General features: G+C 43.2%; 26 protein-coding genes and 1 pseudogene. 21 read left to right on the top strand and 6 right to left on the bottom strand.

The annotated features are described in order from the left end of the window. Positions 1-35 precede the first annotated feature (35 nt). From ABDB98_RS19285 to ABDB98_RS19240, 10 genes are all read left to right on the top strand, one after another. A complete protein-coding gene (locus tag ABDB98_RS19285) occupies positions 36-2039 on the top strand; it encodes a molybdopterin-dependent oxidoreductase (protein WP_438421037.1) in 2004 nt (667 codons plus the stop codon). 127 nt (positions 2040-2166) lie between these two features. Beyond that, positions 2167-3267 (top strand): redox-regulated ATPase YchF, encoded by a 1101-nt coding sequence (gene ychF, locus ABDB98_RS19280; protein WP_045925735.1) that lies wholly within the window; start codon positions 2167-2169, stop codon positions 3265-3267. A gap of 111 nt (positions 3268-3378) precedes the next feature. Further along, positions 3379-3666, top strand: a complete 288-nt coding sequence (rpsF, locus tag ABDB98_RS19275) for a 30S ribosomal protein S6 (protein WP_004392977.1) — start codon at positions 3379-3381, stop codon at positions 3664-3666. Between the two features lie 39 nt (positions 3667-3705). Further along, entirely contained in the window at positions 3706-4221 is a 516-nt protein-coding gene (gene ssbA, locus ABDB98_RS19270) for a single-stranded DNA-binding protein SsbA (protein ID WP_016937325.1), read from the top strand. Positions 4222-4264: 43 nt separating this feature from the next. Beyond that, positions 4265-4504: a 30S ribosomal protein S18 gene (gene rpsR / locus ABDB98_RS19265; RefSeq protein WP_004392983.1), complete on the top strand. Its 240-nt coding sequence runs from the start codon at positions 4265-4267 to the stop codon at positions 4502-4504. A gap of 192 nt (positions 4505-4696) precedes the next feature. Beyond that, positions 4697-5278 carry a bifunctional transcriptional activator/DNA repair enzyme AdaA gene (locus ABDB98_RS19260; RefSeq protein ID WP_438421036.1) on the top strand — a complete coding sequence of 194 codons (582 nt, stop codon included), beginning with the start codon at positions 4697-4699 and terminating at the stop codon, positions 5276-5278. Next, positions 5275-5802, top strand: a complete 528-nt coding sequence (locus tag ABDB98_RS19255) for a methylated-DNA--[protein]-cysteine S-methyltransferase (RefSeq protein ID WP_438421034.1) — start codon at positions 5275-5277, stop codon at positions 5800-5802. Before ABDB98_RS19260 ends, ABDB98_RS19255 begins: the two co-directional genes overlap by 4 nt. 46 nt (positions 5803-5848) lie before the next feature. Further along, positions 5849-6607, top strand: a complete 759-nt coding sequence (gene xth / locus ABDB98_RS19250; protein WP_438421033.1) for an exodeoxyribonuclease III — start codon at positions 5849-5851, stop codon at positions 6605-6607. Between the two features lie 62 nt (positions 6608-6669). After that, on the top strand, positions 6670-7608 hold the full coding sequence (locus tag ABDB98_RS19245; RefSeq protein WP_438421032.1) for a LacI family DNA-binding transcriptional regulator: 939 nt from the start codon (positions 6670-6672) through the stop codon (positions 7606-7608). 56 nt (positions 7609-7664) lie between these two features. Beyond that, positions 7665-8045: a VOC family protein gene (locus ABDB98_RS19240; RefSeq protein ID WP_438421031.1), complete on the top strand. Its 381-nt coding sequence runs from the start codon at positions 7665-7667 to the stop codon at positions 8043-8045. 32 nt (positions 8046-8077) lie between these two features. Here the strand turns inward: ABDB98_RS19240 and ABDB98_RS19235 are convergent, their stop codons facing one another. Further along, positions 8078-9409 (bottom strand): MFS transporter, encoded by a 1332-nt coding sequence (locus ABDB98_RS19235; protein ID WP_438421030.1) that lies wholly within the window; start codon positions 9407-9409, stop codon positions 8078-8080. A gap of 216 nt (positions 9410-9625) precedes the next feature. Here ABDB98_RS19235 and ABDB98_RS19230 point away from each other — a divergent pair, with 216 nt between their 5' ends. Then, on the top strand, positions 9626-10522 hold the full coding sequence (locus ABDB98_RS19230) for a lysostaphin resistance A-like protein (RefSeq protein ID WP_438421029.1): 897 nt from the start codon (positions 9626-9628) through the stop codon (positions 10520-10522). Here the strand turns inward: ABDB98_RS19230 and ABDB98_RS19225 are convergent. Both ABDB98_RS19225 and ABDB98_RS19220 read right to left on the bottom strand, forming a co-directional pair. After that, positions 10519-12408, bottom strand: a complete 1890-nt coding sequence (locus tag ABDB98_RS19225) for a thioredoxin domain-containing protein (protein ID WP_438421028.1) — start codon at positions 12406-12408, stop codon at positions 10519-10521. The two genes, ABDB98_RS19230 and ABDB98_RS19225, sit on opposite strands and share 4 nt — an antisense overlap. Positions 12409-12443: 35 nt before the next feature. Beyond that, positions 12444-12599: pseudogene (locus ABDB98_RS19220) on the bottom strand (DUF255 domain-containing protein); the annotation flags it as partial. Between the two features lie 136 nt (positions 12600-12735). Here ABDB98_RS19220 and ABDB98_RS19215 point away from each other — a divergent pair. From ABDB98_RS19215 to ABDB98_RS19200, 4 genes are all read left to right on the top strand, one after another. Then, entirely contained in the window at positions 12736-13071 is a 336-nt protein-coding gene (locus ABDB98_RS19215; RefSeq protein ID WP_438421027.1) for a LysE family translocator, read from the top strand. 417 nt (positions 13072-13488) lie between these two features. Beyond that, positions 13489-14643, top strand: a complete 1155-nt coding sequence (locus ABDB98_RS19210) for an FAD-dependent oxidoreductase (RefSeq protein WP_438421026.1) — start codon at positions 13489-13491, stop codon at positions 14641-14643. A gap of 91 nt (positions 14644-14734) precedes the next feature. Beyond that, positions 14735-15457, top strand: coding sequence for an MBL fold metallo-hydrolase (locus tag ABDB98_RS19205; RefSeq protein ID WP_438421025.1), 723 nt, complete (start codon positions 14735-14737; stop codon positions 15455-15457). 94 nt (positions 15458-15551) lie between these two features. Beyond that, complete coding sequence (locus ABDB98_RS19200; protein ID WP_438421024.1) at positions 15552-16220, top strand: TetR/AcrR family transcriptional regulator; 669 nt, start codon at positions 15552-15554, stop codon at positions 16218-16220. 258 nt (positions 16221-16478) lie between these two features. Here ABDB98_RS19200 and ABDB98_RS19195 read toward each other — a convergent pair whose 3' ends face one another. Continuing rightward, entirely contained in the window at positions 16479-17456 is a 978-nt protein-coding gene (locus ABDB98_RS19195; RefSeq protein ID WP_438421023.1) for an HD domain-containing protein, read from the bottom strand. A 114-nt stretch (positions 17457-17570) separates the two neighbouring features. Further along, positions 17571-18452, bottom strand: a complete 882-nt coding sequence (locus ABDB98_RS19190) for a DMT family transporter (RefSeq protein WP_438421022.1) — start codon at positions 18450-18452, stop codon at positions 17571-17573. A gap of 134 nt (positions 18453-18586) precedes the next feature. Here ABDB98_RS19190 and ABDB98_RS19185 point away from each other — a divergent pair, with 134 nt between their 5' ends. Beyond that, complete coding sequence (locus ABDB98_RS19185) at positions 18587-20035, top strand: PLP-dependent aminotransferase family protein (protein ID WP_438421021.1); 1449 nt, start codon at positions 18587-18589, stop codon at positions 20033-20035. A gap of 173 nt (positions 20036-20208) precedes the next feature. Here ABDB98_RS19185 and ABDB98_RS19180 read toward each other — a convergent pair whose 3' ends face one another. Next, positions 20209-20643: a GNAT family N-acetyltransferase gene (locus ABDB98_RS19180; protein ID WP_438421020.1), complete on the bottom strand. Its 435-nt coding sequence runs from the start codon at positions 20641-20643 to the stop codon at positions 20209-20211. A gap of 119 nt (positions 20644-20762) precedes the next feature. Here ABDB98_RS19180 and ABDB98_RS19175 point away from each other — a divergent pair, with 119 nt between their 5' ends. From ABDB98_RS19175 to ABDB98_RS19155, 5 genes are all read left to right on the top strand, one after another. Continuing rightward, positions 20763-21215, top strand: coding sequence for a MarR family winged helix-turn-helix transcriptional regulator (locus ABDB98_RS19175; RefSeq protein WP_045925748.1), 453 nt, complete (start codon positions 20763-20765; stop codon positions 21213-21215). 184 nt (positions 21216-21399) lie between these two features. Next, entirely contained in the window at positions 21400-22278 is an 879-nt protein-coding gene (locus ABDB98_RS19170; protein WP_438421019.1) for a YitT family protein, read from the top strand. Between the two features lie 138 nt (positions 22279-22416). Beyond that, positions 22417-22851 carry a MarR family winged helix-turn-helix transcriptional regulator gene (locus ABDB98_RS19165; RefSeq protein ID WP_016937339.1) on the top strand — a complete coding sequence of 145 codons (435 nt, stop codon included), beginning with the start codon at positions 22417-22419 and terminating at the stop codon, positions 22849-22851. 13 nt (positions 22852-22864) lie between these two features. Next, the gene (locus ABDB98_RS19160) at positions 22865-23503 is read left to right on the top strand and encodes a nitroreductase family protein (protein ID WP_004393039.1); all 639 of its coding nucleotides are present in this window, start codon (positions 22865-22867) and stop codon (positions 23501-23503) included. A gap of 30 nt (positions 23504-23533) precedes the next feature. Then, positions 23534-23902 carry a DUF1304 domain-containing protein gene (locus ABDB98_RS19155; RefSeq protein ID WP_438421018.1) on the top strand — a complete coding sequence of 123 codons (369 nt, stop codon included), beginning with the start codon at positions 23534-23536 and terminating at the stop codon, positions 23900-23902. Positions 23903-23971 lie beyond the last annotated feature (69 nt).

The following is a 23971-nucleotide window of genomic DNA, read 5'->3' as shown; positions in this document are numbered from 1 at the left end:
CATGCTTTTTCATATAGAGGAGAGGAAGAGGCCAGATGAGCAAAGTGCATCAGTCAGCGTGTCCGCTGAATTGCTGGGACAGCTGCGGCTTTTTGGTGACAGTTGAGGATGGAAAGGTGACGAAAGTAGACGGAGACCCGAATCACCCCATCACAGAAGGGAAAATTTGCGGCCGGGGCAGAATGCTGGAGACGAAAACGAATGCACCGGAGCGGCTTCGTTTTCCTTTAAAAAAGAAAGACGGCGAATTTGTCCGCATTTCTTGGGAGCAGGCGTTAGATGGAATTGCGGAAAAAATGGCGGAGATTAAGGAAACGCTGGGCACTGCCGCTGTGCTGCACAGTCATGATTATGCCAATAACGGTCTTTTGAAAGCGCTCGACCAGCGTTTTTTCAATGGATACGGCGGTGTGACGGAGATTGCGGGCAGCATTTGCTGGGGGTCCGGAATTGAGGCGCAGCGCTGGGATTTCGGCCGTTCTTACGGGCATGGACCGCTTGATATTTATCACAGCAAGCATGTGATCGTATGGGGCAGAAACGTGTCACGGACGAATATGCACCTCTATCATCATTTGCAGCAGGTGAAGAAAAAAGGAGCGACACTGACGGTCATTGATCCTATTTTTAACCCGACTGCAAAGCTTGCCGACCGGTATATCTCCATTAAACCCGGAATGGATGGCTGGCTTGCGGCGGGTGTATTGAAAATATTATGCCAAACCGGCAGAACGGATGCCGATTTCATTCAAAAGCATTCGATCGGTTTTGAAGAAATAGAAAAGCTGCTGCACACGATTTCATTGGATGAGATCATTGAGAAAACCGAAACATCTTTAGAAGTGCTTGAATATCTTGCTGATCTATATGCTGACGGTCCCGCTTCTACTTTTATGGGTCTTGGGATGCAGAGATATAAAAACGGCGGCGGGACGATACGCTGGATTGACGCTTTAGCGGCAGCGAGCGGAAATGTCGGTATTAAAGGCGGCGGAGCCAACTTCGGAAATGTCCAAGTCGGTGAAAGCTTTGCAAAGACCGAACTCACCCGTCCTGACCTGAAGAAAAACACGAGAACGTTTTCGATGATGACACAGGCCGAAGAGGCGCTGAATGCAGCCGACCCGCCGATTGAGATGATTATCGTGACGTGCGGCAATCCGCTGACACAGGTGCCGAATACAAAAAAAGTGAAGGAAGCGTTTGAAAAAACACCGGTCACAGTGGCCATTGATTCGATCATGACCGATACGGCGAAGCTCTGTGACTATGTACTGCCGACGGCCGTTGTTTTTGAAGAAGAAGATATTTATTACTCCAGCATGTATCATCACTATGTTCAGTATGGCAGAAAGCTTGCGGAACCGCAGGGAGAGGCGAAATCAGACCGCTGGATCTGGACGGAGCTCGCCAAGCGTCTCGGATTTGGGGAGCTGTTTGATTACAGTACGGAAGATTTTTTGAAAATGGGGCTCTCTTCTCTGGAGAAAGAAGGAATCACCCTTGAGCGATTAAAGGAAAAAGGCCATATGCCGCTTCCGGTCAAACAGGTTCCATGGAATGATTTCCAGTTTTTAACCCCAAGCGGAAAGTTTGAATTCGTCTCGTCATTGGCAGAACAGAAAGGATACAGCGGCCTCCCTCAATTGGAAGTGCCGGAAGAATCCGTTTATCACGACGCCGGGCTGGCCGGGAAATATCCGTATACGCTGCTGTCCATTCACCCGCAGCGCTCCAATCATTCGCAGCACGTGCCGTTTATTGAAAAGCTTCAGCAGATTCAGGTGGATCTGTCGCCGGATATCGCCGAGGAGCTTTCTCTTCAGGACGGAGATACGGCAGAGGTATACAATGATCGCGGACGTCTGCGCGGCAGGGTGAAAATCATGAAGCAGGCTCACCCGAAGACGGTGAATATAGATGAAGGCATGTGGTCGGCATTCGGAGGCTCGGTCAACATGCTTACAAAAGATTCAAATTCCGATAATGGAATGGGAAGTACGCTTTTTGACTGTCTGGTAGCGGTTAAAAAAGGATAATCTAAGGAGAGAGAGGGCGGGAAATGCTTTTTTCTCAGCTTGTCTTTTCCTATGAACCTCCTTATAATTGCTCTAGGTTTACAATACGTTTAATACGATGATGGTTTGATATAGAGGAGATGAAAGAATGGCTTTAACTGCTGGAATTGTCGGTTTGCCGAATGTGGGAAAATCGACGTTATTTAATGCAATTACCCAGGCTGGTGCCGAATCAGCCAACTACCCGTTCTGTACAATAGATCCGAACGTGGGAATCGTGGAAGTGCCTGATGAACGTCTGCAAAAGCTGACTGAATTGGTGAACCCGAAAAAAACGGTGCCGACTGCGTTTGAATTCACTGATATCGCAGGGATCGTAAAAGGCGCATCTAAAGGTGAAGGGCTCGGAAATAAGTTTCTTTCTCATATCCGTCAGGTAGACGCGATCTGTCACGTTGTACGGGCATTCGCTGATGACAATATTACGCACGTGTCAGGGAAAGTCGATCCGATTGATGATATTGAAACGATCAATCTTGAATTGATTCTTGCCGACATGGAGACAGTCGAAAAACGCATCACACGGGTAAGCAAGCTTGCGAAGCAAAAAGACAAAGAAGCGGTTTTTGAATTTGATATTCTGTCTAAATTAAAAGAAGCTTTCGAACAAGAAAAGCCTGCACGTTCCGTTGAATTTACGGAAGAACAGCAAAAGCTTGTGAAGCAGCTTCATTTGCTTACGTCAAAACCCGTGCTTTATGTGGCGAATGTTAGCGAGGATGAAGTGGCTGATCCTTCAGACAATGAATACGTTGCGAAAATCCGTGAGTACGCCGCGGGTGAAAATGCCGAAGTCATCGTCGTCTGCGCGAAAATTGAGTCTGAAATTGCTGAATTGGAAGGCGAAGAAAAGCAAATGTTCCTAGAAGAGCTCGGCATTGAAGAGTCAGGCCTTGATCAGCTGATTAAAGCTTCATACTCTCTTCTCGGCCTTGCGACATACTTTACGGCGGGCGAACAGGAAGTGCGTGCTTGGACATTCAGAAAAGGCATGAAAGCTCCTGAGTGTGCGGGTATCATCCACACTGACTTTGAACGCGGCTTTATCCGCGCTGAAACGGTTGCTTATGAAGACCTCTTGGCAGGCGGCGGAATGTCCGGAGCTAAAGAAGCCGGAAAAGTGCGTCTGGAAGGTAAGGAATATATCGTCCAAGACGGAGATGTCATTCATTTCCGATTTAATGTATAGGACACAGTTGTAAAGGGACAAGAGCTTTGGTATAATATAAACTTGTGAGTAATAGAATTATTGCTCCTTGCCCATTTAAGGGCCGCTTAGACCAAAAGGAGGTGCAAACAGATGAAAAAGTACGAAGTTATGTACATTATCCGTCCGAACATTGACGAAGAGTCAAAGAAGGCAGTTATCGAGCGTTTCAACAACGTTTTGACTTCTAACGGAGCGGAGATCACTGGAACAAAAGATTGGGGTAAACGTCGTCTTGCTTACGAAATCAACGATTTCCGTGACGGTTTCTACCAAATCTTAAACGTTCAGTCTGAAGCTGCAGCGGTTGCTGAATTCGACCGTTTAGCTAAGATCAGTGACGATATCATTCGCCACATCGTTGTTAAAGAAGAAGAATAAGCAATTTGAAATATATAATGTTAAAAGGTGGTCTTTCATATGCTTAACCGAGTTGTATTAGTCGGAAGACTGACAAAAGACCCAGAGCTTCGTTATACGCCAAGCGGTGCGGCTGTCGCCACGTTTACTCTTGCTGTGAATCGTACATTCACGAACCAGTCCGGAGAACGTGAAGCCGATTTCATTAATTGTGTCACTTGGAGAAGACAAGCCGAAAACGTTGCAAACTTTCTTAAAAAAGGAAGCCTTGCCGGCGTAGACGGCCGACTCCAGACAAGAAATTACGAAAACCAGCAGGGACAGCGTGTCTTCGTGACAGAAGTCCAAGCTGAAAGTGTTCAATTTCTTGAGCCTAAAAGCGGCGGTTCTGGTTCAGGTGGATACAACGAAGGAAACAGCGGCGGAGGCCAATACTTTGGCGGAGGCCAAAATGATAATCCGTTCGGCGGAAATCAGAACAGCCAGAGAAGAAATCAAGGGAACAGCTTTAATGATGATCCATTTGCCAACGACGGCAAGCCGATTGACATCTCGGATGATGATCTTCCGTTCTAATAGATTATCGCTATATTCATAACAAGAAAGGTGGGAAATGACAATGGCAGGAGGACGCAGAGGCGGTCGTGCGAAACGCCGTAAGGTTTGTTACTTCACTTCTAACGGCATTACGCACATCGATTACAAAGATGTAGATCTTCTTAGAAAGTTTGTTTCTGAGCGTGGTAAAATCTTACCTCGCCGTGTAACTGGAACAAATGCGAAATACCAACGTAAATTGACTATCGCGATCAAACGCGCACGTCAAATGGCTTTACTTCCATACGTAACTGGCGAGTAAGCCGAAAAAAAAGAGCAAGAGCCTGCGGGCTCCTGCTCTTTTTTTATATCATTCCCTCTCCATCCTGCCGAAATGTTTCACATGAAACATGGAAGGGCTTCTTACATCCGTCTTTGTTATCTTGCTCGCCTATTCAAATATGCGTACTTATAAAATGAATTTGTTTATACTGAAGAACAGGGGGTGACTGAGATGGAAACGGAAAGAAATATCCTGACAGATGAGAAGTGGAAAGCAATCATACACAATGATGCTTCCTATGACGGGACATTTTATTATGCGGTAAAAACGACGGGGATTTTCTGCCGCCCTTCTTGTAAATCGAGGGTTCCGAATAAGGAAAACGTACTGGTGTTTGCTACGGCTGAAGGAGCGCTAAAGAGACATTTTCGTCCTTGTAAAAGGTGCCGGCCGAACGGCCTTCGTCTCCCAGATGAAGAATGGGTTGCGCAAATCACTGAGTACATTGACGGCCATTATCACGAACCCCTGACTCTGAGCGTACTGGCAGATATGTGTCACGGCAGCCCCTATCATTTACAGAGGACATTTAAAAAAATCAAAGGGATATCTCCGATTGAGTATATACAGAAAAAAAGACTCGCGAAGGCGGGGGATCTTTTAATGCATACTGATAAGACAGTTATGGAGATCGCTCTGACTGTCGGATTTCCAAACACAGCGCATTTTGCGACCCTTTTCAAAAAGAAAACCGGAAGTTCGCCCACAGAATACAGAAAAACTGCCGGAACGAGACAGGGAGGTTCATTATGAGTAAAGAGACGATGATCTATTGGACACGCTTCACATGGAATGATTGGCGCCTGTATACAGCCGCTACTTCCAAGGGGCTTTGCTTCATAGGTTCAAATCATGGTAACTTTGAAGAACTTGCGCAGTGGGCTGGAAAAGCCATGCCGGAATACCGATTGGTGCGTGATGATGAAAAACTGGCGCCTTACACAGCAGAGCTGTCCGAGTACATCAAAAATGGCAGATCCGTATTTTCCGTCCCGCTCGATCTTTATGGGACGGAATTTCAGCTTGCTGTATGGAAAGCGCTTATGGACATACCGTACGGGGAGACATACTCCTATTCGGATATAGCAGAAATGATCCGGAAACCGTCAGCCGTAAGAGCCGTGGGCGCCGCAATCGGGAAAAACCCGGTATTGATTACGGTTCCGTGCCATCGTGTCATTGGGAAAAACGGGAAACTGACCGGATTCAGAGGCGGTTTAGAAATGAAAAAACAGCTGCTGGCATTAGAGGGCAGGCACAATAAAACATGGAAATAGACACATGCTGAATGTTAATACCGGCTGAGCCGGCGGGAGGGAACACATGAAACTGATTTCTTGGAATGTAAACGGCTTGCGTGCCGTGATGAAAAAAAGAGATATCAATACTTATGTTCAGGAAACGAAAGCCGATATTCTATGTCTGCAAGAAACAAAAGTACAGGACGGACAAGTATCATTACAGCCTGAAGGATATCACGCCTATTGGAACTATGCGGTGAAAAAAGGCTACTCGGGCACGGCTGTTTTCTCGAAAGAAGAGCCGCTGCACGTGTCCTATGGAATGGGAATTGACGGCCATGATCAAGAAGGACGGATGATCACGCTTGAATTTGAGCACGTGTTCGTCGTCAATTGCTACACGCCAAATGCCAAACGCGGATTAGAGCGAATTGATTACCGTCTTCAATGGGATGCAGATTTTAAGGATTATCTGCAGAAGCTTGACCGGAAGAAGCCTGTGATCTTATGCGGCGATTTGAATGTCGCACACAGGGAGATAGACTTGAAAAATCCAAAAGCCAACCGAAAGAACGCCGGTTTCTCGGTTCAGGAGCGGGAAGCGTTCAGCACTCTGCTGAACGCGGGATTTACCGACTCGTTCCGCTATTTATATCCCGATCAGGAAGGCGCGTATTCCTGGTGGTCTTACAGGACGAATGCACGCGAGAAAAATATCGGCTGGCGGCTCGATTATGTTATTGTTTCAGACAGGCTGAAGCACCGGATCAGCCAAGCGGCCATTTGTGCCGATATCATGGGTTCTGACCATTGCCCTGTTGAAATGACAGTGGATTTATGATGAGATAGCAGTAAGAGAAATCCACTCTTGCTGCTTTTTTATTATCGAAAATGGAGGAGCACATGGCAAATATAAAAGAGATTGCGAAACTGGCGAATGTGTCGGTGGCCACCGTATCACGCGTGTTAAACCAACACCCGTACGTATCTGAGGAGAAAAGGCGTCTTGTGAATCAAGTGATGAAGGAGCTGGATTATACTCCTAATCGAACAGCCATTGATCTGATTCGCGGAAAGACCAATACGATCGGCGTGATATTGCCGTACAGTGACCATCCCTGCTTTGACAAAATTGTAAACGGTATCACGAAGGAAGCGTTTGCTCATGACTACGTGACAACCCTTCTCCCCACCAACTATGACCCCGCCATAGAGATGACGTATTTCGAACTGCTGAAAATGAAAAAGATTGACGGACTGATTGTCACCTCCCGCGCGAATGAATGGGAAACAGCCGTGCCTTACCTTGAATACGGCCCCATTGTCGCTTGTGAATATACACAGCACGAAGAGATTCCCTGCGCTTATAATGACAGGCAGGCGGCTTACAGAGAGAGCTTTATGTATTTGAAAAACCGCGGGCATCAAGATGTTGCTTTTACATGTGTGCGGGAAGCGGAAAAAAGCCCGAGTACGGCCGACAAGGTAAATGCATATAAGGCGGTTTTCGGTTCTCTTGATGAAACCCGCATTCTGGTCGATTGCCATGATATGGACGATGGGAAGCGTGCGGGTGAGCATTTCTGGGGGTTCAGCAAGCCGCCGACGGCCGTCTATGCGCACAGTGATGATGTGGCTGCCGGCTTGTACCAATTTGCGAAAGAGCAGAAATGGGACGCGGAGATCATCGGTGAAGGAAATTTGAGCGTCAGCCGGGTTTTAAATATTCCATCCCTGGAACTTCATTTAGAACGGGTCGGAAAAGAAGCATTTTTGCTGTTTCTGCACGGAGAAACAGCAAAAAAACAAATTATGCATCAATTTCGGAGGAAAAAGTCTTGAGCTGAAATGGATTTCATACCTTATAACTAGATTGAGGAAAAAAGGGAGGCGGACATATGCGAATTGAACATGCAGCGATATGGGTCAAAGATTTAGAACGGATGAAAGAATTTTATGAGAAATACTTCGGGGCAAAGGCCAATGACCTTTACCATAATGAGAAAAAGGATTTCAAATCGTACTTTCTTTCATTTGACTCCGGATGCAGGCTGGAACTTATGAAAAAAGGCGGCATTGATGAAACTCCGTCACAGAATATGACCGGATGGGCGCATCTCGCATTTTCTACAGGCAGCAAGGAGCGGGTGAATGAACTGACGGAGACGTTTAAAAATGACGGATTTGAGGTTGTAAGCGGCCCGCGCGTAACGGGTGACGGATATTATGAGAGCGTGATAGAGGATGGGGAAGGCAATTTGATAGAAATCACAGTGTAACAGTGCGGGGTGAACCCGCACTGTTTTATTGATTAAATTTGCTGTGCATTTGTTTTCGGGCCGAAGAGGATTAACAGAACGGAACATAGAAGCCAGCAGCCGCCGATGAACAAAAAGACACTGATGTATCCGAGTTTTACGGCAATAAAACCGACGAGCAGGGAACCGAATATGTTGGAAAAACGGCCGAGCCCGTACGCAAGCCCGCTGCCCGCCGAACGATATTCCGTCGGATACGGCTCTGATGTGTATGCGTATAAATTTGAGGTGAAAACCCGTTCCGTGACGTTGACGACAAATCCAAACACAATAATCATCACGGGAATAAACGTCATGCCGTATAACAGTCCGGCAATGGCAGTCAGAAAGGCGCTTGCGGCTAGAATCCATTTTCTTTGGAACGTCTCGGATATCATGGAACCGAGCAATGCGCCAAGCGGGGCGCCGACAGAGTGAAGCACATTGTACCACAGCGTTTTTTCCATGGTGATGCCGTTGCTTTTCAGCAGGCTGGGCACCCATGAGGCAAAGCCGTAAAAGCCAAAGGTTTCAAGAATCCATACTGCAGACAGGATGATGGTGATCTTTAAATTCCTGCCCTGAAACAGCCCTAAGTAGCCGGCATGCTTCACTGTATGTACTTCTGCCGCATCTTTTGGCGCGGGGAGCGGGCCTTTTTCTTTCTCTACGCGGGCTTCAAGACGATTCATAATGGCGTTTGCCTGATCATATGCCCCCCGATTTTCGTGCCAGCGCGGCGATTCCTCAAGCCGGCGGATAAAAAAGAAATAAACGAGACCGGCCGCGCCCCATACAAAAACGAGCCGCCATCCCCATGAGCCTAACGGAATGACAAAAGCGGATACGACGTTTGTGACGGGAACGCCGATTAAGCCGATCATGGCGCAAAAGGAGATGTATTTTCCCCGAACGGAGGATGGGAAGAATTCCGCCAAGTAGCTGTTAGTGACAATCATGGCGGCCGCGACGCCGAGACCTGTCAAAAACCTGAAAATCATTAAGGAAGGAATGTCCCATGCCAGCGCATTCAGAAAAGATGAGATCGAAAAGATAAGAACAAAACAATTCAGCGCTTTTTTCCTGCCGATCCGATCGGACAGCCTGCCGCCGATGGAGGCGCCTAAAAACATGCCGAGGAAGGACGCAGCCGTGATGTCGGCAATGGTGGACAGCTTCACGCCCCAATGCTCAATCAGCGCAGGAGCCACGTTGCTGAGCGTAAACAAATCAGCGAGATCGAAAAAATAAATGATTCCGAGAGCGGTTAATACTTGATAGTGCACACGCGAAATGGGGAGACGGTCTAATCGGTTCGCTACATTTGAGAATGGCTGATGTTTCATAAAAAACCCCCTGACTTGGCAAAATGTAATCAGAAAATACTGTAAATTCATCTGACAAATACATTATAAAGGTCTTTTTATGGCAAAAACAGAGTGCAAATAACCAGAGCCGAAGGAAACGGCATAGCGCTTTCTTCTTAAAAATATATAACATTTTCTATATCTGATTCTGTTTATATTGTAAAATGTTGAAGGAAAGGAAGTTGATGCATAAATATGAATATGTTTATAAGGCCCGCAGAAGGAAGAAATAGTGTGTGGAGATATCTTCTTTCTCTGTTGGTCATTGCGGGTTTGTTCTTTTTTGGAAGCATATTGACCATGTTTTATATGTTTCTCACGTCCGAGTTCAATCCTTCATTGACGATAGATTGGGATGAAGCGGCATTAAGTGACCCGCTGGCGGATATTTATTTACAGCATATCGTCTATTTCATAGCCATCCCGGGCATTTGGATAGCGGTTCGTTTCATTATGAAACGGCGGTTTTTATCCATCATCACACCGAATCAGTCGCTGAACTGGAAGCGGATTTTCTTTGGATTCGGCACTTACTTTTTGTTGATGTTTATGGCGGGGGTGATTGATTTTTCAATCCATCCGGATCGCTTCTCGCTTCAGGAATTCCATGCTTCACGCTTTCTGCTGCTGTTAGCGGCTGCCGTCTTTTTGGTGCCGATTCAAACCTCCGCGGAGGAATTTCTCTTTCGGGGTTTTCTGCTTCAGTTCGCCGGAAAACTGACGGCAAATGCGGTGGTTTTGACTGTCATCGTCGGCGGATTATTCGGCGCACTTCATTTCGGAAATCCGGAGATGGAAAACGGGGCTCTCTGGGCGGGAATCGGATATGTCACCATCGGCATGATCTGGACCTTTATCACGATTAAAACAGGCAGTCTGGAGATGTCCTTGGGCGGTCACGCTGCCAATAATATGTTTTTATTTATCTTTCTCACAGAGGATCATTCGGTGTACAGCGGCATTCCGTCGCTATTTGCAACAGCTGCCGGCGGCTATGACATATATGATTGCATATCGACTCTGGTGATCAATATCATCTTCGCATGGCTCGCGTTCCGTTTTGTGAAAAAAGAAAAGCAGCAGGCCGCCTAGGCTCTGCTGCTGATTTGTAATGTGTTCATCGCTTCATCAATATCCGTCGTCGGCCTGCGGCAGGTAAAATTTTCACAAATGTAAACCGTCGTTTTACCGTCAATCATTTGATAACCCGCGGCAAAATCAGAAATGTCTGCAAGCTCTGACGGATGTTCCGCGGCGAGAATCGTATAGGCGGGAGTGAAATGTTCCTGAAGCGCCTCAATGAAACGCTTTCTGTCCGGATCATCTTTGCTTCCGAACACAACGATTTCTTTTTGCGGCATTGTATACGCCAGTACGCTTTGCATGAAGAAAGCGTTGCTGCTCGGGTAGGCCTCGATTTCCCGTTTGAAAATAGAAAACATGGCTTCAGCTTTTTCGATCAGTGATCCATCACCCGTCAGGCGGCCGAGGCGAAGCAGCTGTACGGCAGCCGCGCTGTTTCCGGAAGGCACGGCTCCGTCATAAACTTCTTTTTCCCTGACTAGAAGAGTCTCGGCGTCATTCCCCGTAAAGAAGAAACCTCCGTGCCGTTCATCCCAGAACAGATCCAGCATGCTTGTACATAACGTTTTCGCTTTTTGCAGATAAGACGCATCAAAATCCGCTTCATACAGTTCAAGGTAAGCCCAGATGAGAAAAGCGTAATCATCGATAAATCCTTTGTTTTTCACTTCGCCCTCACGGTAGCGGACCATGACGCGCCCGTCCGGAATGAGATGACGTTCGAGAAAGCGGATCGCTGTTTCCGCCATGCTGAGAAGGTCCGGCTCGTAAAATACCTTTGCGGCTTTTGCCAGTCCGACAATCATGAGCGCGTTCCATGAGGTCAGCACTTTGTCATCTGTGTGCGGATAGCTTCTGTTTTCCCGCGCCTCCAGCAATTTTTTTCTTGCACCTTCAAGACGTTCGGTCAGCTCATGTCCGGTGAGGCCGGTCTCTTCGAGGATGGCTTCCCGCCGCGTGAAAATAAGGTTCGGGATGTTTTCTCCTTCGAAATTGCCTTGATCTGTGATGTGATATACTTTGCAATAAAGCGAGCCGAGTTCATCACCGAGAAGATCCATGATTTCTTTTTTTGACCATATGTAATATTTCCCTTCGCGGCCTTCGGTATCAGCGTCTAAGGCTGAGAAAAAGCTGCCGTCTTCATGCATCATTTCCCGCTGAATAAACGTCACGATCTGCATCGCAACCTGTTTGTAGCGCTCGTTGCCCGTGACTTGATAGGCTTCCGTATATGCGGTCAGGAGAAGGGCGTTGTCATACAGCATTTTCTCAAAGTGCGGCACGAGCCATTCATTATCAGTCGAGTAGCGGGCAAAGCCGAACCCGATATGGTCAAAAATACCGCCGTTCGCCATGCCGTCGAGTGTCTTGGTTACGCCTGCCAATGCCTGTTCCTTACCCGTATAGCTGTAGTAGCGAAGCAGAAACATGAGCATATGCGGCATCGGAAACTTCGGGGCCTGGCCGAACCCGCCGTACACCGTGTCAAACCCGCCGGCCAGCTGGCGGTACGTGTCATGAACCGCCTGTTCGCCAAGCATGCCCTCAGCCGGGTGAACCTTGACTTCAAGATGAGCGGCGGCGTTTTCAGCAATATCCTCGACATGCTGCCGGTCATTCGCAAACGTTTCGGACAGATGTTCAAGCACATCGATAAAGCCCGGGCGGTTAAATTTGCTCGTCTTCGGAAAGTATGTCCCCGCATAAAACGGCTTCTGATCAGGTGTGATGAACACATTCAGCGGCCACCCGCCCTGCCCCGTCATCAGCTGGCAGATTCTCATATACACGGAATCGACATCAGGCCGCTCCTCACGATCAACCTTGATGGCTATAAATTTATCATTTAGAATACCGGCGATCTCTTCGTCCTCAAAGGACTCGTGAGCCATGACGTGACACCAGTGACATGTTCGCTAAGCTACCCGTACCCAATAGATAAGAGAACAGGCTTATTCTCTCGTTTCGCTTTTTCAAATGCTTCGTCACACCACGGATACCAATCCACGGGATTATAAGCATGTTGGAGTAAGTACGGTGACTTCTCAGTGATTAATCTATTGGGTACTTTTTTATTTGGCATGGGATCACCTTCTTTCATTCGTATTACCGTTGATATAGCTTTACTGTACCACAAAGATGTGTAGTCTATTCTTTATTTGTTTCTGTCTAAAGAAACAACGTTGCTATCTAAAAAGAAAGAGAATAAAGAAGAAGACATGGAAGTGGCTGTAAGGGCAATTCCAAAAGGATCAAAAAACAAAACTTGCTATTTCCAAGGTATAGCAAGTACATTATTAAATCCAAAAGCTATTATTTTTTATATCACTTTTCTTCCGGAGTTTATTGATTTAAGTGGAAATGTCATTTTACAATCAATCATTTTAGCGGGAATATTCATATTGATAGTGTTAGCATGGTTTCTCATATATGTCTACCTTCTTAAATTCATTGGTTCTTGGTTTAAAAAACCGTCTGTTGAGTTTATCTTTGATAAGATAACTGGAATGGCCCTTGTTTCTTTAGGAGCAAAAATAGCATTAGAAAAAAACTAACATATAATCCATTTTGATTTGTTTAATCAAGATGGATTTTTGCGATTTTTTAATATAGTGTGCCACCAATGCCGAGTTGAGAAGCCTATAATCTCGCTTTAAATACAAATTAGAATATAAAAATAAAGCCCAAAGGAGCTCTTTCTAGGTTCACTTGTTCTTTTTAACTGGGAATCTCAATTTAGAAATTGATAAAAAACTAAAAAAAACGAACGCTGTTCTTTACGAACACTGTTCGTTGTGATATAACATATATATAACCAAACAATCGATTATATTGGAATAATTATTTTTAAATATAATAGTAATCAATAGATGTGAAAAGAATTCAATTTAAACAAATTCTTTAGTTAAGCATATTTCGAACGAACTCTGTTCGTGATCGTTTAAGATTAATGGTTAGGAGTGAACCATATTATGAATAAAAATAAACGTATTGCAATCATTGGTGCTGGTCCTGGTGGATTAACTTTGGCTCGTATTTTACAACAAGCTGGGTTTCATCCAGTAATCTTTGAAGGTGAAACATCTGCAACACAAAGAGAACAAGGTGGCACACTTGATTTAACAGAAGATATGGGACAAAAAGCACTTAGAGCAGCAGGCTTATTTGATCAATTTAAAGCAATTTGCCGTTATGAAGGTGAAGCGTTAAAAGTAATGAATAAATCAGCTGATGTATTGTATGAGGATAGCTCAAATGATAATGCAGAGCAGACTACATCTCGTCCAGAAATTGACCGTAAAGTGTTGCGTCAAATGTTAATAGACTCTGTCGATCAAGAGTCTATTAAATGGGGGCATAAACTTCTATATGCTACTCCATTAGAAAATGGTCAACATAAACTTCATTTTGAAAACGGTGCTACTGAAACAGTAGATTTAGTAGTTGGTGCAGATGGTGCATTCTCTAAGCTTCGGCCACTTGTTAGTAAAGAAACAGCAGAATATTCAGGTGTTAGTATGGTAGAAATCAATATTTTGGATGCGAAAAAGCAATTCCCTGATATTGTCGAGATGAATGGTTTAGGGAGTGTATTTGCGCTCGGTGATTATAAAGGCATGTTAGCTCAAATGAATGGTGATGGAAAAATCCGTGTTTATTTAAGTTTTAAAGCGCCGAAAGAATGGTTACACAACAACGATATTAACTATGAAAATTTAAAAGAGGCAAAAAAAGAACTTCTTAAATTATTTGAAGACTGGAGCCCAGAGCTAAAAAATTATATTCATTATGCAAACGGTGCTATTTTTCCTCGTCGTATTTATATGCTGCCTGTAGGGCATAAGTGGACACATAAAAAAGGTGTCACACTTTTAGGAGATGCTGCACACTTAATGTCACCGTTCGCAGGTGCTGGTGCAAACCTTGCGATGCTTGACGCAGCTGAACTCGCACTATCAATTACCACCCATGAAAATATTGATGAAGCTGTCAGTAGTTATGAGATGAAAATGTTCGAATATGCAGGTGAGATAGCAAGTGAAACAAAAAGAAATTTGGATTTATTCTTTGAAATTAACGCAGCTGAAAAACTAACTGAATTGATGAAAACATATTATGTGGAATAACTCTGTTGTCCTTGATAGGAACTTTATTTTAATAATGATAACAAAATGGAGGTGTGTTTAAGAGTTTGATATCAGACTCTTATAAATCATTATGACAAAATCAACTATTGAACCAATGACTTTAAATATAGAGGTGCCGGCTTTTCCTGGGGGACAATGGCCAATTAATCCTACCTTAATTATAAGTGAAAATGATGTAGTACTTGTAGATACAGGTATGCCACGTAGCGAAAATTTGATTGCTGCAGAATTAGAAAAACGAGGTTTATCTATCGATCAACTAACAGCGATTATTTTGACACACCAAGATATCGATCATGTGGGCAGTCTAGCGAAACTTCTTGAAGTTAATCCAAACATTAAAGTATTGGCACACGAGTTTGAACGTCCATATATTGAAGGTAATCTACCTCTTATTAAGGGATTACCTGGACCATTAGACGACCAATTTAGTGAAGGTTACGTAGTACCAACAGCAGCACCAGTTATACAACGCACATTAACAGATGGCGAAGAACTAAACATTGCTGGTGGTCTTATTATTATTCATACGCCAGGTCACACAGATGGTCACATAAGCTTATATCATCTTGCATCAAAAACGTTAATTGCTGGGGATGCAATGATAATTCGTGATCTTTTAGAAGGTCCCAATCCTATGCACACACCTGATTTAGAAAAAGCGTATAAATCGATAACAAAGTTTGCAGCCTTCGATATAAAACGAGTAATCTGCTATCATGGTGGTATGTATGAATCTGAGACATTAAATGAAGAAATCGCACAAATTGCTGCAACTGGTTCAGCAGAATAGCCATATGAGTAGTTTTCCGTTGAGAGTATGAAACTATATTAGGTGTGTTAAAATATTGTAAGAAAAAATGAAATCAAATGATATAAGGTGAATGATGAATAATTTTGAAAATGTAAACAATCGACGTACTAGACCAGCAAAGTCACCACTGAGTCGAGACATTATCATAAGAACAGCATATAAGTTGCTAAGTGAAAATGGTATTTCAGGAATGAGTATGCGTAAGGTTGCAAAAGCTCTAGATACAGGCCCTGCATCCCTGTATGTTTATGTAGATAATTATCTAAAGTTAAGTTCCGATGTATTAGATTATGCTCTTCGAGATGTTCAATTAATAGAGGATGATACAGTATCTTGGAAAGATGCAATTATCCAAGTACTTAAATCATATTTTATAACGTTAGTAAAAACTCCAGGTTTAGCGGAACTTACTTTAACAACGACGCCTAACGGACCTAATTCTATGGATATTAATGAATGCTTACTTCGAAATTTACAAGCAGGTGGTATGAGTTCACGTAGTGCAGCTTGGGGACTTGATATCTTACTTCTTTATGCTTCATCTATTGCGGTTGAAAGATCTCGTCATCAGGAAAAAGACATAGCTTTGGAAGCAATGCGTACTTCATATAATATTATAGATAAAGCAAAGTATCCGATGATTAGCATGCTAAACTCAGAATTATTCTCTGGTGATGGAGATGAGCGTTTCGTTTGGGGAATAGAAGTTATTTTACAAGGAATACTTTCTATGAAGAAGTAACCTAACTGACTTTTTTAATGTTTTCAAATGGTTATTTAGCCAAGGTTTTTGCCGACCTTGGTTTTTTTTTGAACCCTTTACTTTCTGGGTATTATAATGGACGTGCCGCCAATGACAAGTCAAATAGCCGATGTGACAAGAACCGGCTTGTTTTCGTGTTTTTACTTTTTCATTAACGATCGACTGTTCCCTACGTCTGCGCAATGATTGCTTTGTCACACTGTATTGGTTTTTTATCAAGCAGGCTCAAGAGGTAAATCAGTTTGAAATTATTTTTACATACATCCCTTCCTCAGCTTTTTTCTTCGCGTTTTCGTTCATCGTTTTAATTTCATTTGATAATGCAGAGGAAGCGATAAGTTTGTCATCATAGAATACAGACGGATCAATAAGCCTCAATTTATTCTTACGATGCAAATGATAATCAGCCTTATCTTCTTTAACAATGACTCTTCGATGTAAGCGGCTTACAAGATTTTTAACATCTATATCCCCGGAAGAACGCAAGATGTTCATTACTTCTTCATCTGTTCCGAGCAGTGTGTTTATGTTAATGATTTCTTTATCCAAAGCGGTTTTTAAAGTCTTAGCCAAATAATCATAAGCGTAAATATTAAGAGGGTTCATAAAGAAATCAATAACCTCTTTATAATAAATTCTTACAAACCATTCAGCAGTTTTTATATCTTTTAAGTATATTTTTCCTTCTTTAATTATTAGATGATCTAAGAAAATATCAACTTCCTCCATTGTGATGTTTTCGTACCGATACATATCTCTTAAGGTATAATCTATCCTGTCAGCGCATAACTCAGGAGCTGGCTGTTCGAGCAAATTCCAATTAGAGTTGTCTAATAGAATGTCTTTGTAATGTAATCCATATGTACTGAGAATATGGGGGATTTCTGAATCAGTTATGATTTGATGATAAATGTTTTCGTGATAATCCTCATTTTTATTGTTAAACACAAAATCAATAACGTGTGAAAATGCAGTATGAGATACATCGTGAAGTAAACCTGCGATTTGTTCTTCTAAAGAGCCGCCAAGTTTTTTTATGAGAAGCATTACGCCGATGGAATGTTCATACCTCGTGACATTCCACTTTTGATTCACAACATAACTTGCTCCTCCTTGGTAAACACCTTTTAGTCTTTGTACTGGATGACTGAGAATAAGCTCTTCAAGAATTCCATCTATAACATAATCGCCATAAATACTATCTGTTATCTTCATTTTCCTTACACCCCTTTTATGCGCCAAGCATGGCAAAGAAGCTGCAACCTATCGCATTATGGATTTTCTTCCTTTTAATATTGATATACTTAACATATCACAATTCTGAAAAATTCAGTTAAGCCTGATTTTATTTGCTTCCAAATAGATAAAACACACCCCGATGACTGTGACTGCTCCGCCTAAAAGAGAAATAAAGGCGGGGGCTTCGCCTATCCAAATCCAAGAAATGAGTAAGGATAAAGCGGGTGTTGCGTAAAGTGAAATGGCTGCTTCCGAAGCGCCGACGATTGAAGTGACGTATGCAAGTGCAAAGTATGGGATAACCGTTGGTAATAGGCCTAAGTAAACGACAGACCATGTAGAATTCATCGATGCGTGAACAACTTCCCCCCATAACCCCGGAAGAAATACCAGCATTGGCAATGTTGCACCCCAAATGGTGAATGTCACAAATGGAATAAAACCATACTTTTTTATAAAGCGGGATTGAAAGACAAAATAGATACTCTCTGAAAAAGCAGCCAGCAAAATGAAAAGAATGCCTTTTATTGAATGAGCATAGTCTGCTGCCCCAAATGAAATCAATGCTACACCCAATAAGCTAATGATAGATCCGGCCCATTTGGAAAGACTGAAATGTTCACCAAAAAACAGACGAGATAACATTGCAGAAAAAATCGGTGTCATGGTTACGAGTAAGCTTGCAACTCCAGCACTGACTGTTTTTTCTCCGATATTCAGCAAAATGTGATAGAGTGCAAAACCTAAAAATCCTAAAGATAAAATTGCAGGGATATCCTTTATGTCAGGTAAACGCATATGAGTCAAAACAGCAAAAACCAACAGTGCCATTGACCCAATCAACAAGCGAAACAAAGCGAGGTGTTCCGGCGTGTAACTCTCAAGACCCGCATGGATTCCCGGAAAAGCTGATGCCCACAATCCAATCATCAGACTGTAAGATATACAGATTCGAACCGTATTCTTTTTCAAAATCTTCACTCCTTATCTGATAAAAACCAACCAGTTATTTAATGTGTTTTATACTAATAAAGATTTGATAAAATGGCTTCAACCAGTTAATCAAATGTTGACCCAACCACTTTTAGTAAAGGAGATCGCTTTTTATGAGTTTTACAGAAGGAAAAACGGTTAGAAAACGGCCGAAATACTTACAGATCATTGATTATATAAAAGAGAAAATAGGAAATGGAGAATGGCCGATTGGAAGTAAGATTCCAAGCCAGCGCACGCTTGCTAAACACTTTGAAGTAAACAGAAGCACAGTCATTACAGCTTTAGAGGAATTGACGGCGGATGGATTAATCGAAGGCAGAATGGGTAAAGGGACAGTTGTGATCAATAATACATGGACACTCTTAGCTAAAAATTCCTCCCCAGATTGGGATCAGTATGTAAACTCCGGAATTCAGCAGCCAAGCAGAAGAATCGTCCAAGAAATCAATACATCAGAATCAAATCCGGAACTTATTCAGCTCAGCAAAGGAGAGCTTTCAAATGAGATTTTTCCTTTAGCTGTTATGAAAGAGATAATGGGAAAGGTCTCTCAAAACATAGAGGCATTCGGGTATGAGGAACCAAAAGGATATCTGCCTTTGAGAGAAGCATTAAGCGGCTATTTAAGAACAATCGGGATTCAAGCTTCGCCTTCTTCCATTCTTATTGTTTCTGGAGCGCTGCAGGCCTTACAGCTTATATCAATGGGGCTTTTGCAAAGAGGATCGACCGTATTTCTCGATCAGCCGTCTTATCTTTATTCGCTGCATGTATTTCAGTCAGCCGGGATGAATCTTACCGGGCTCCCTATGGATAAAGAGGGACTTCTGCCAAACCACATTCATATGACAAAGGGAGAACGGGGAAGAGCCATATTATATACAAATCCCTGTTTTCATAATCCAACCGGCATTTTAATGTCAGAACGGCGGCGGGAAGAAATCCTAACGGCAAGTGAGAAAAACCAGCTTCCCATTATTGAAGATGATATATATCGTGAGCTGTGGATAGATAACATTCCGCCGGCGCCTATTAAAACGATGGATAAGAATGGCCATGTTTTATATTTGGGAAGTTTATCGAAAACGTTAAGTCCGGGATTGAGAATTGGATGGATGGTGGGGCCGGAACCAGTGATTGAACGTTTATCTGATATTAAAATGCAGACAGATTACGGCTCCAGTTCATTATCTCAAAGGGTTGCGGCGGAGTGGCTGATATCCGGGGAATATCAGCAGCACTTAGAATATGTCAGACATCAATTAAAGATGAGAAGGCGACATGTGACGAGAGCTTTGGAAACCTATATGAAGAAAGCAGCTCAATGGAGTATTCCAGAGGGGGGATTTTTTATTTGGTTAAAAATAATCCCTTCAATATCTATGAAATTACTTTATAAAAAAGCTTTAGCAAAGGGAATTCTGCTTAATCTTGGGAGTATCTATGCTCAAGAAAAAGGGAATTATATTCGCCTGTCATATGCTTATGCATCCTTGGAAGACCTTCAAAAGGGAATTTATGAATTGGGTTTGATTATTGAGGAATTGGCAAGCAGATAAATTTAAAAGACAGCGGCATGCCGGAATTCAAACTGCATGGTTCGTTTTAAACTTGGCGAATCGGGATGAGGTGAGTGACAAGGCAGAGATAGATAAGAAAATTTAAGGGAGATCAGAATATTCTAATCTCCTTTAACTACGGTCAATCTTGCATCCGGCCGTTTGTTATTCGGTTAAGCCAACTCTTTTGTCATTAAGACATGCGGGATGCCGTCTTCCATAAATTCCGGTGAATCTGTCTGATAGCCCAGTTTGTGATAAAAGCCTTCCGCTTGTGTTTGTCCATGCAGTTTACATTGGGTGATGCCTTTTTCTTTTATCATGTTTTCTAATTCGCGTATGATGACTTTGCCCAACCCGTATTTGCGGTAAGGCTTCAGGATGCAGATTCGTTCGAGCTTGCCTGAATGGTTTACGATGCGGACGCGTCCTGTGCCGGCAGGCTGATTTTCATGATAAACCAAGACATGCCCGCACTGTTCCTGAAGCGTATCAAATTGATCAAACTCATCGGATTCGGGTACTTGCTGCTCCTCAATGAATACTGCTTTTCTAATCTCAAGCGCTGCTTGTAAATCAATTTCCGTCGTTATTCTTTTTATCCTCATCATTAACCAATCCTTTTCACATATTAGTCTGGACTGCACGGCTCGCTTGTGGTCTTATAGAAGTAACAATAAAACAATTATATTGTAAATGCAACAAAATACGAAGGGTTTGAAAAGATATGACTGATATTTTGCGGGAAATCGGCATGATTGCACGGGCATTGGATTCCATCAGCAATATTGAATTTAAAGAATTAGACTTAACAAAAGGGCAGTATCTCTATCTTGTTCGTATATGTGAAAACCCGGGAATGATACAGGAAAAATTGGCGGAAATGATTAAAGTCGACCGAACAACAGCGGCGAGAGCGATAAAAAAACTGGAAATACAAGGGTTTATTGAAAAGCGGCCTGATGATCAAAATAAAAAAATAAAAAAACTGTTCCCGACCGAAAAAGGAAGAAAGGTTTATCCGTTATTGCAAAGAGAAGGAGAGCACTCTGCGGAAGTAGCCTTGGCCGGCTTTACATCTGAAGAAAAAGAAACCATTTTCAGCCTTCTTCAGCGGGTGAGAAAAAATATAGAACATGATTGGGAATATGTGAAGAAGGGAAACAAAAGGGATTATTAATGGATAATAGTTCCTTTTACTGTTTGATTGTGTTTTGAATGATTAAAGCCGTAAATGGATACTTTATCTGTAAAATCACCTTCCTCGGTTCCTGCTTCACAATCGGCTGATCGGCTTATTTTTAACGAAAAGTATCAATTATGGTATATTTAAATAAGACAAAATAATTGAAGCGGGGAATGATATGAATACAATCGAAAAACAAAAACGTAAGAAATCCAAAGCAAAATCCATCGTACGGGCCATCATGGTCATCATCGGCGGAATCATTGCCGCGTATGGGCTGGAAACCGTATTGATTCCGAATAGTGTATCTGACGGCGGGGTGACCGGACTTAGCATTGTCGGTTCACAGCTGTTTCATTTGCCTCTAGGGATCTTAATTGCGGTGATCAATATACCGTTTGTCTGGTTGGGATATAAGCAAATCGGGAAAGGTTTTGCGTTTCTATCCATTATCGGCATTATCTCACTTGCCGCGGGTACAAGCTTTTTCCATCACACGCCGGCTATCATCGAGGGAGACACTCTGTTAATCACCGTTGTCGGCGGGATTATTCTCGGCTTGGGAATGGGCTTGGCATTGCGCAACGGCGGCGCATTAGACGGAATTGATATGCTGGCCGTGCTGCTGTCACGGAAATTGCCGTTCGGCACGAGCGACCTCATTTTATTTTTAAACATTTTTGTGTTTATTTTTGTTTCTTTTGTATTCGGACTGCAAGGCGCTTTGCTTTCCGTGATTGCTTACTACATTGCGTCTAAGGTGATTCATGTGGTTGAGGAAGGCTTAAGCGGTTCTAAAACATTTCAGATTATCACCAACGAGCCTGCATTAATGGTCGAAACCATTCGTGAGGAATTAGGCCGAAGCGCTACGTATAAAGAAGCATACGGCGGTTTTTCTCATGAAAAATTCCAAGAAATCACATGTGTCATCAACCGTTTGGAAGAGACCAAACTGAAGGAAATTATTAATGACATTGATAAGCACGCCTTTGTAACGGTATATGATGTGGCTGAAGTAAAAGGCAGTAATTTCAGAAAAGTTCATAATCATTAAGAAGCGAGCTGCCGTTCACCGGCAGCTTTTTTTAAAAGGAGAAAAAAAACTTGCAAAAAAAGAATAGCGGGTGTATATTATTGATATATCAAACATTGACTAGTCAATTAATTGCGCAAAAGAAAGTAGGGATGGGTTTTGACAGCATGTTGTTCAGAGGAAGGCGAGATTTTATATCAGCTTCAATCACTGCATAAAGTAATCGGAGCGAAGTTTGAAGCGTGCACCGGAATCAGCCAATCCCGTCTTGAGCTTCTCGCCGTGCTCTTTCACGTCGACGAGATCAGTCAAAGCGATCTTCAGAAAAAGGTGAATATTGATGGTGCGGCTGTAACAAGACACTTGAAACAGCTTGAAACCAAAGAAATGGTCACAAGAAGGCGCAAACCTGAGGACAACCGCATTATACTTGTCCGGCTTACTGAACAGGGACGGGAGAGAATTGAGACTTCCAAAAAAGAGAAGGAGCGTTTCATAAAAGAAATGCTAGCCGGTGTCAGCGCGGAAGAACGCAGTATGTTAAAAAACGTATTGTCGCAGATGCAGAATAATATAGAAAATATGAAAGCATAGGAGTGTATTACACATGAAAACAGAACTGAAAACAAACGACTTTATGGACATTATGAAAGGCCGCCGTTCCATTCGCAATTACGATCCGGCTGTAAAAATCAGCAAAGAAGAAATGACTCAAATCCTGGAAGAAGCAACGACAGCGCCGTCTTCAGTTAACGCGCAGCCATGGCGTTTCCTCGTCATTGACAGCCCTGAAGGAAAAGAAAAACTCGCGCCGCTCGCCAGCTTTAACCAAACGCAAGTCAGCACATCATCTGCGGTGATCGCGGTTTTCGCAGATATGAACAGTGATGACTATTTAGAAGAAATTTATTCAAAAGCGGTCGAACTGGGCTACATGCCGCAGGAGGTAAAAGACAGACAAATCGCTGCGCTGACGGCACACTTTGAAAAACTGCCGGAGCAAGTAAACCGTGAAACGATTCTGATTGACGGAGGCCTCGTTTCCATGCAGCTGATGCTTACGGCACGCGCGCACGGCTATGACACAAACCCGATCGGCGGCTACGACAAAGAAAAGATCGCCGAGGTTTTCGGAATGGATAAAGAGCGTTATGTACCGGTCATGCTGTTATCAATCGGAAAAGCGGCAGACGAAGGATATGCTTCCTACCGTCTTCCTATCGAAACCATCGCACAATGGAAATAAGGTTGAAGTGAAGCTGAGAGGAGAGAGACAGTGGACATGATTGCAGCTGTTTTCGTCGGAATTGTAGCTTTAGAACATATATTTATCATGATACTTGAAATGTTTTTTATCAATTCGAAGGCTGCCAAGCGGTCCTTCAAATTGCCGAAGCATTTAGAAGGTGATCGGAATGTGGCGGTCATGTTTGCAAATCAAGGTCTGTATAATGGATTTCTGGCTGCCGGCCTCATTTGGGGGCTGATCCTCGGAGCTGATCCGATTGGCCATATGATTCAATTGTTTTTCGTCATCTGCGTGGTCATCGCCGCTCTTTTCGGCGGCTTTACTTCAAGCAAATCAATTATCGTAAAACAAGGACTTCCGGCTGTTTTAGCGCTTATTTTTCTTTTATTGGCGTAGCAGACGGAGTGAGGGCTTCCTTCTCGGAAGCCCTCTTTTTTTATTCTGTTTTGAAAAATATTCCTTATA

Origin of the sequence: Bacillus siamensis (assembly GCF_051628075.1) — a bacterium.
Lineage (GTDB): Bacteria > Bacillota > Bacilli > Bacillales > Bacillaceae > Bacillus > Bacillus siamensis.
The sequence above is the reverse complement of the archived record's forward strand: the minus strand, read 5'-3'. Positions and strand labels throughout refer to the sequence as shown.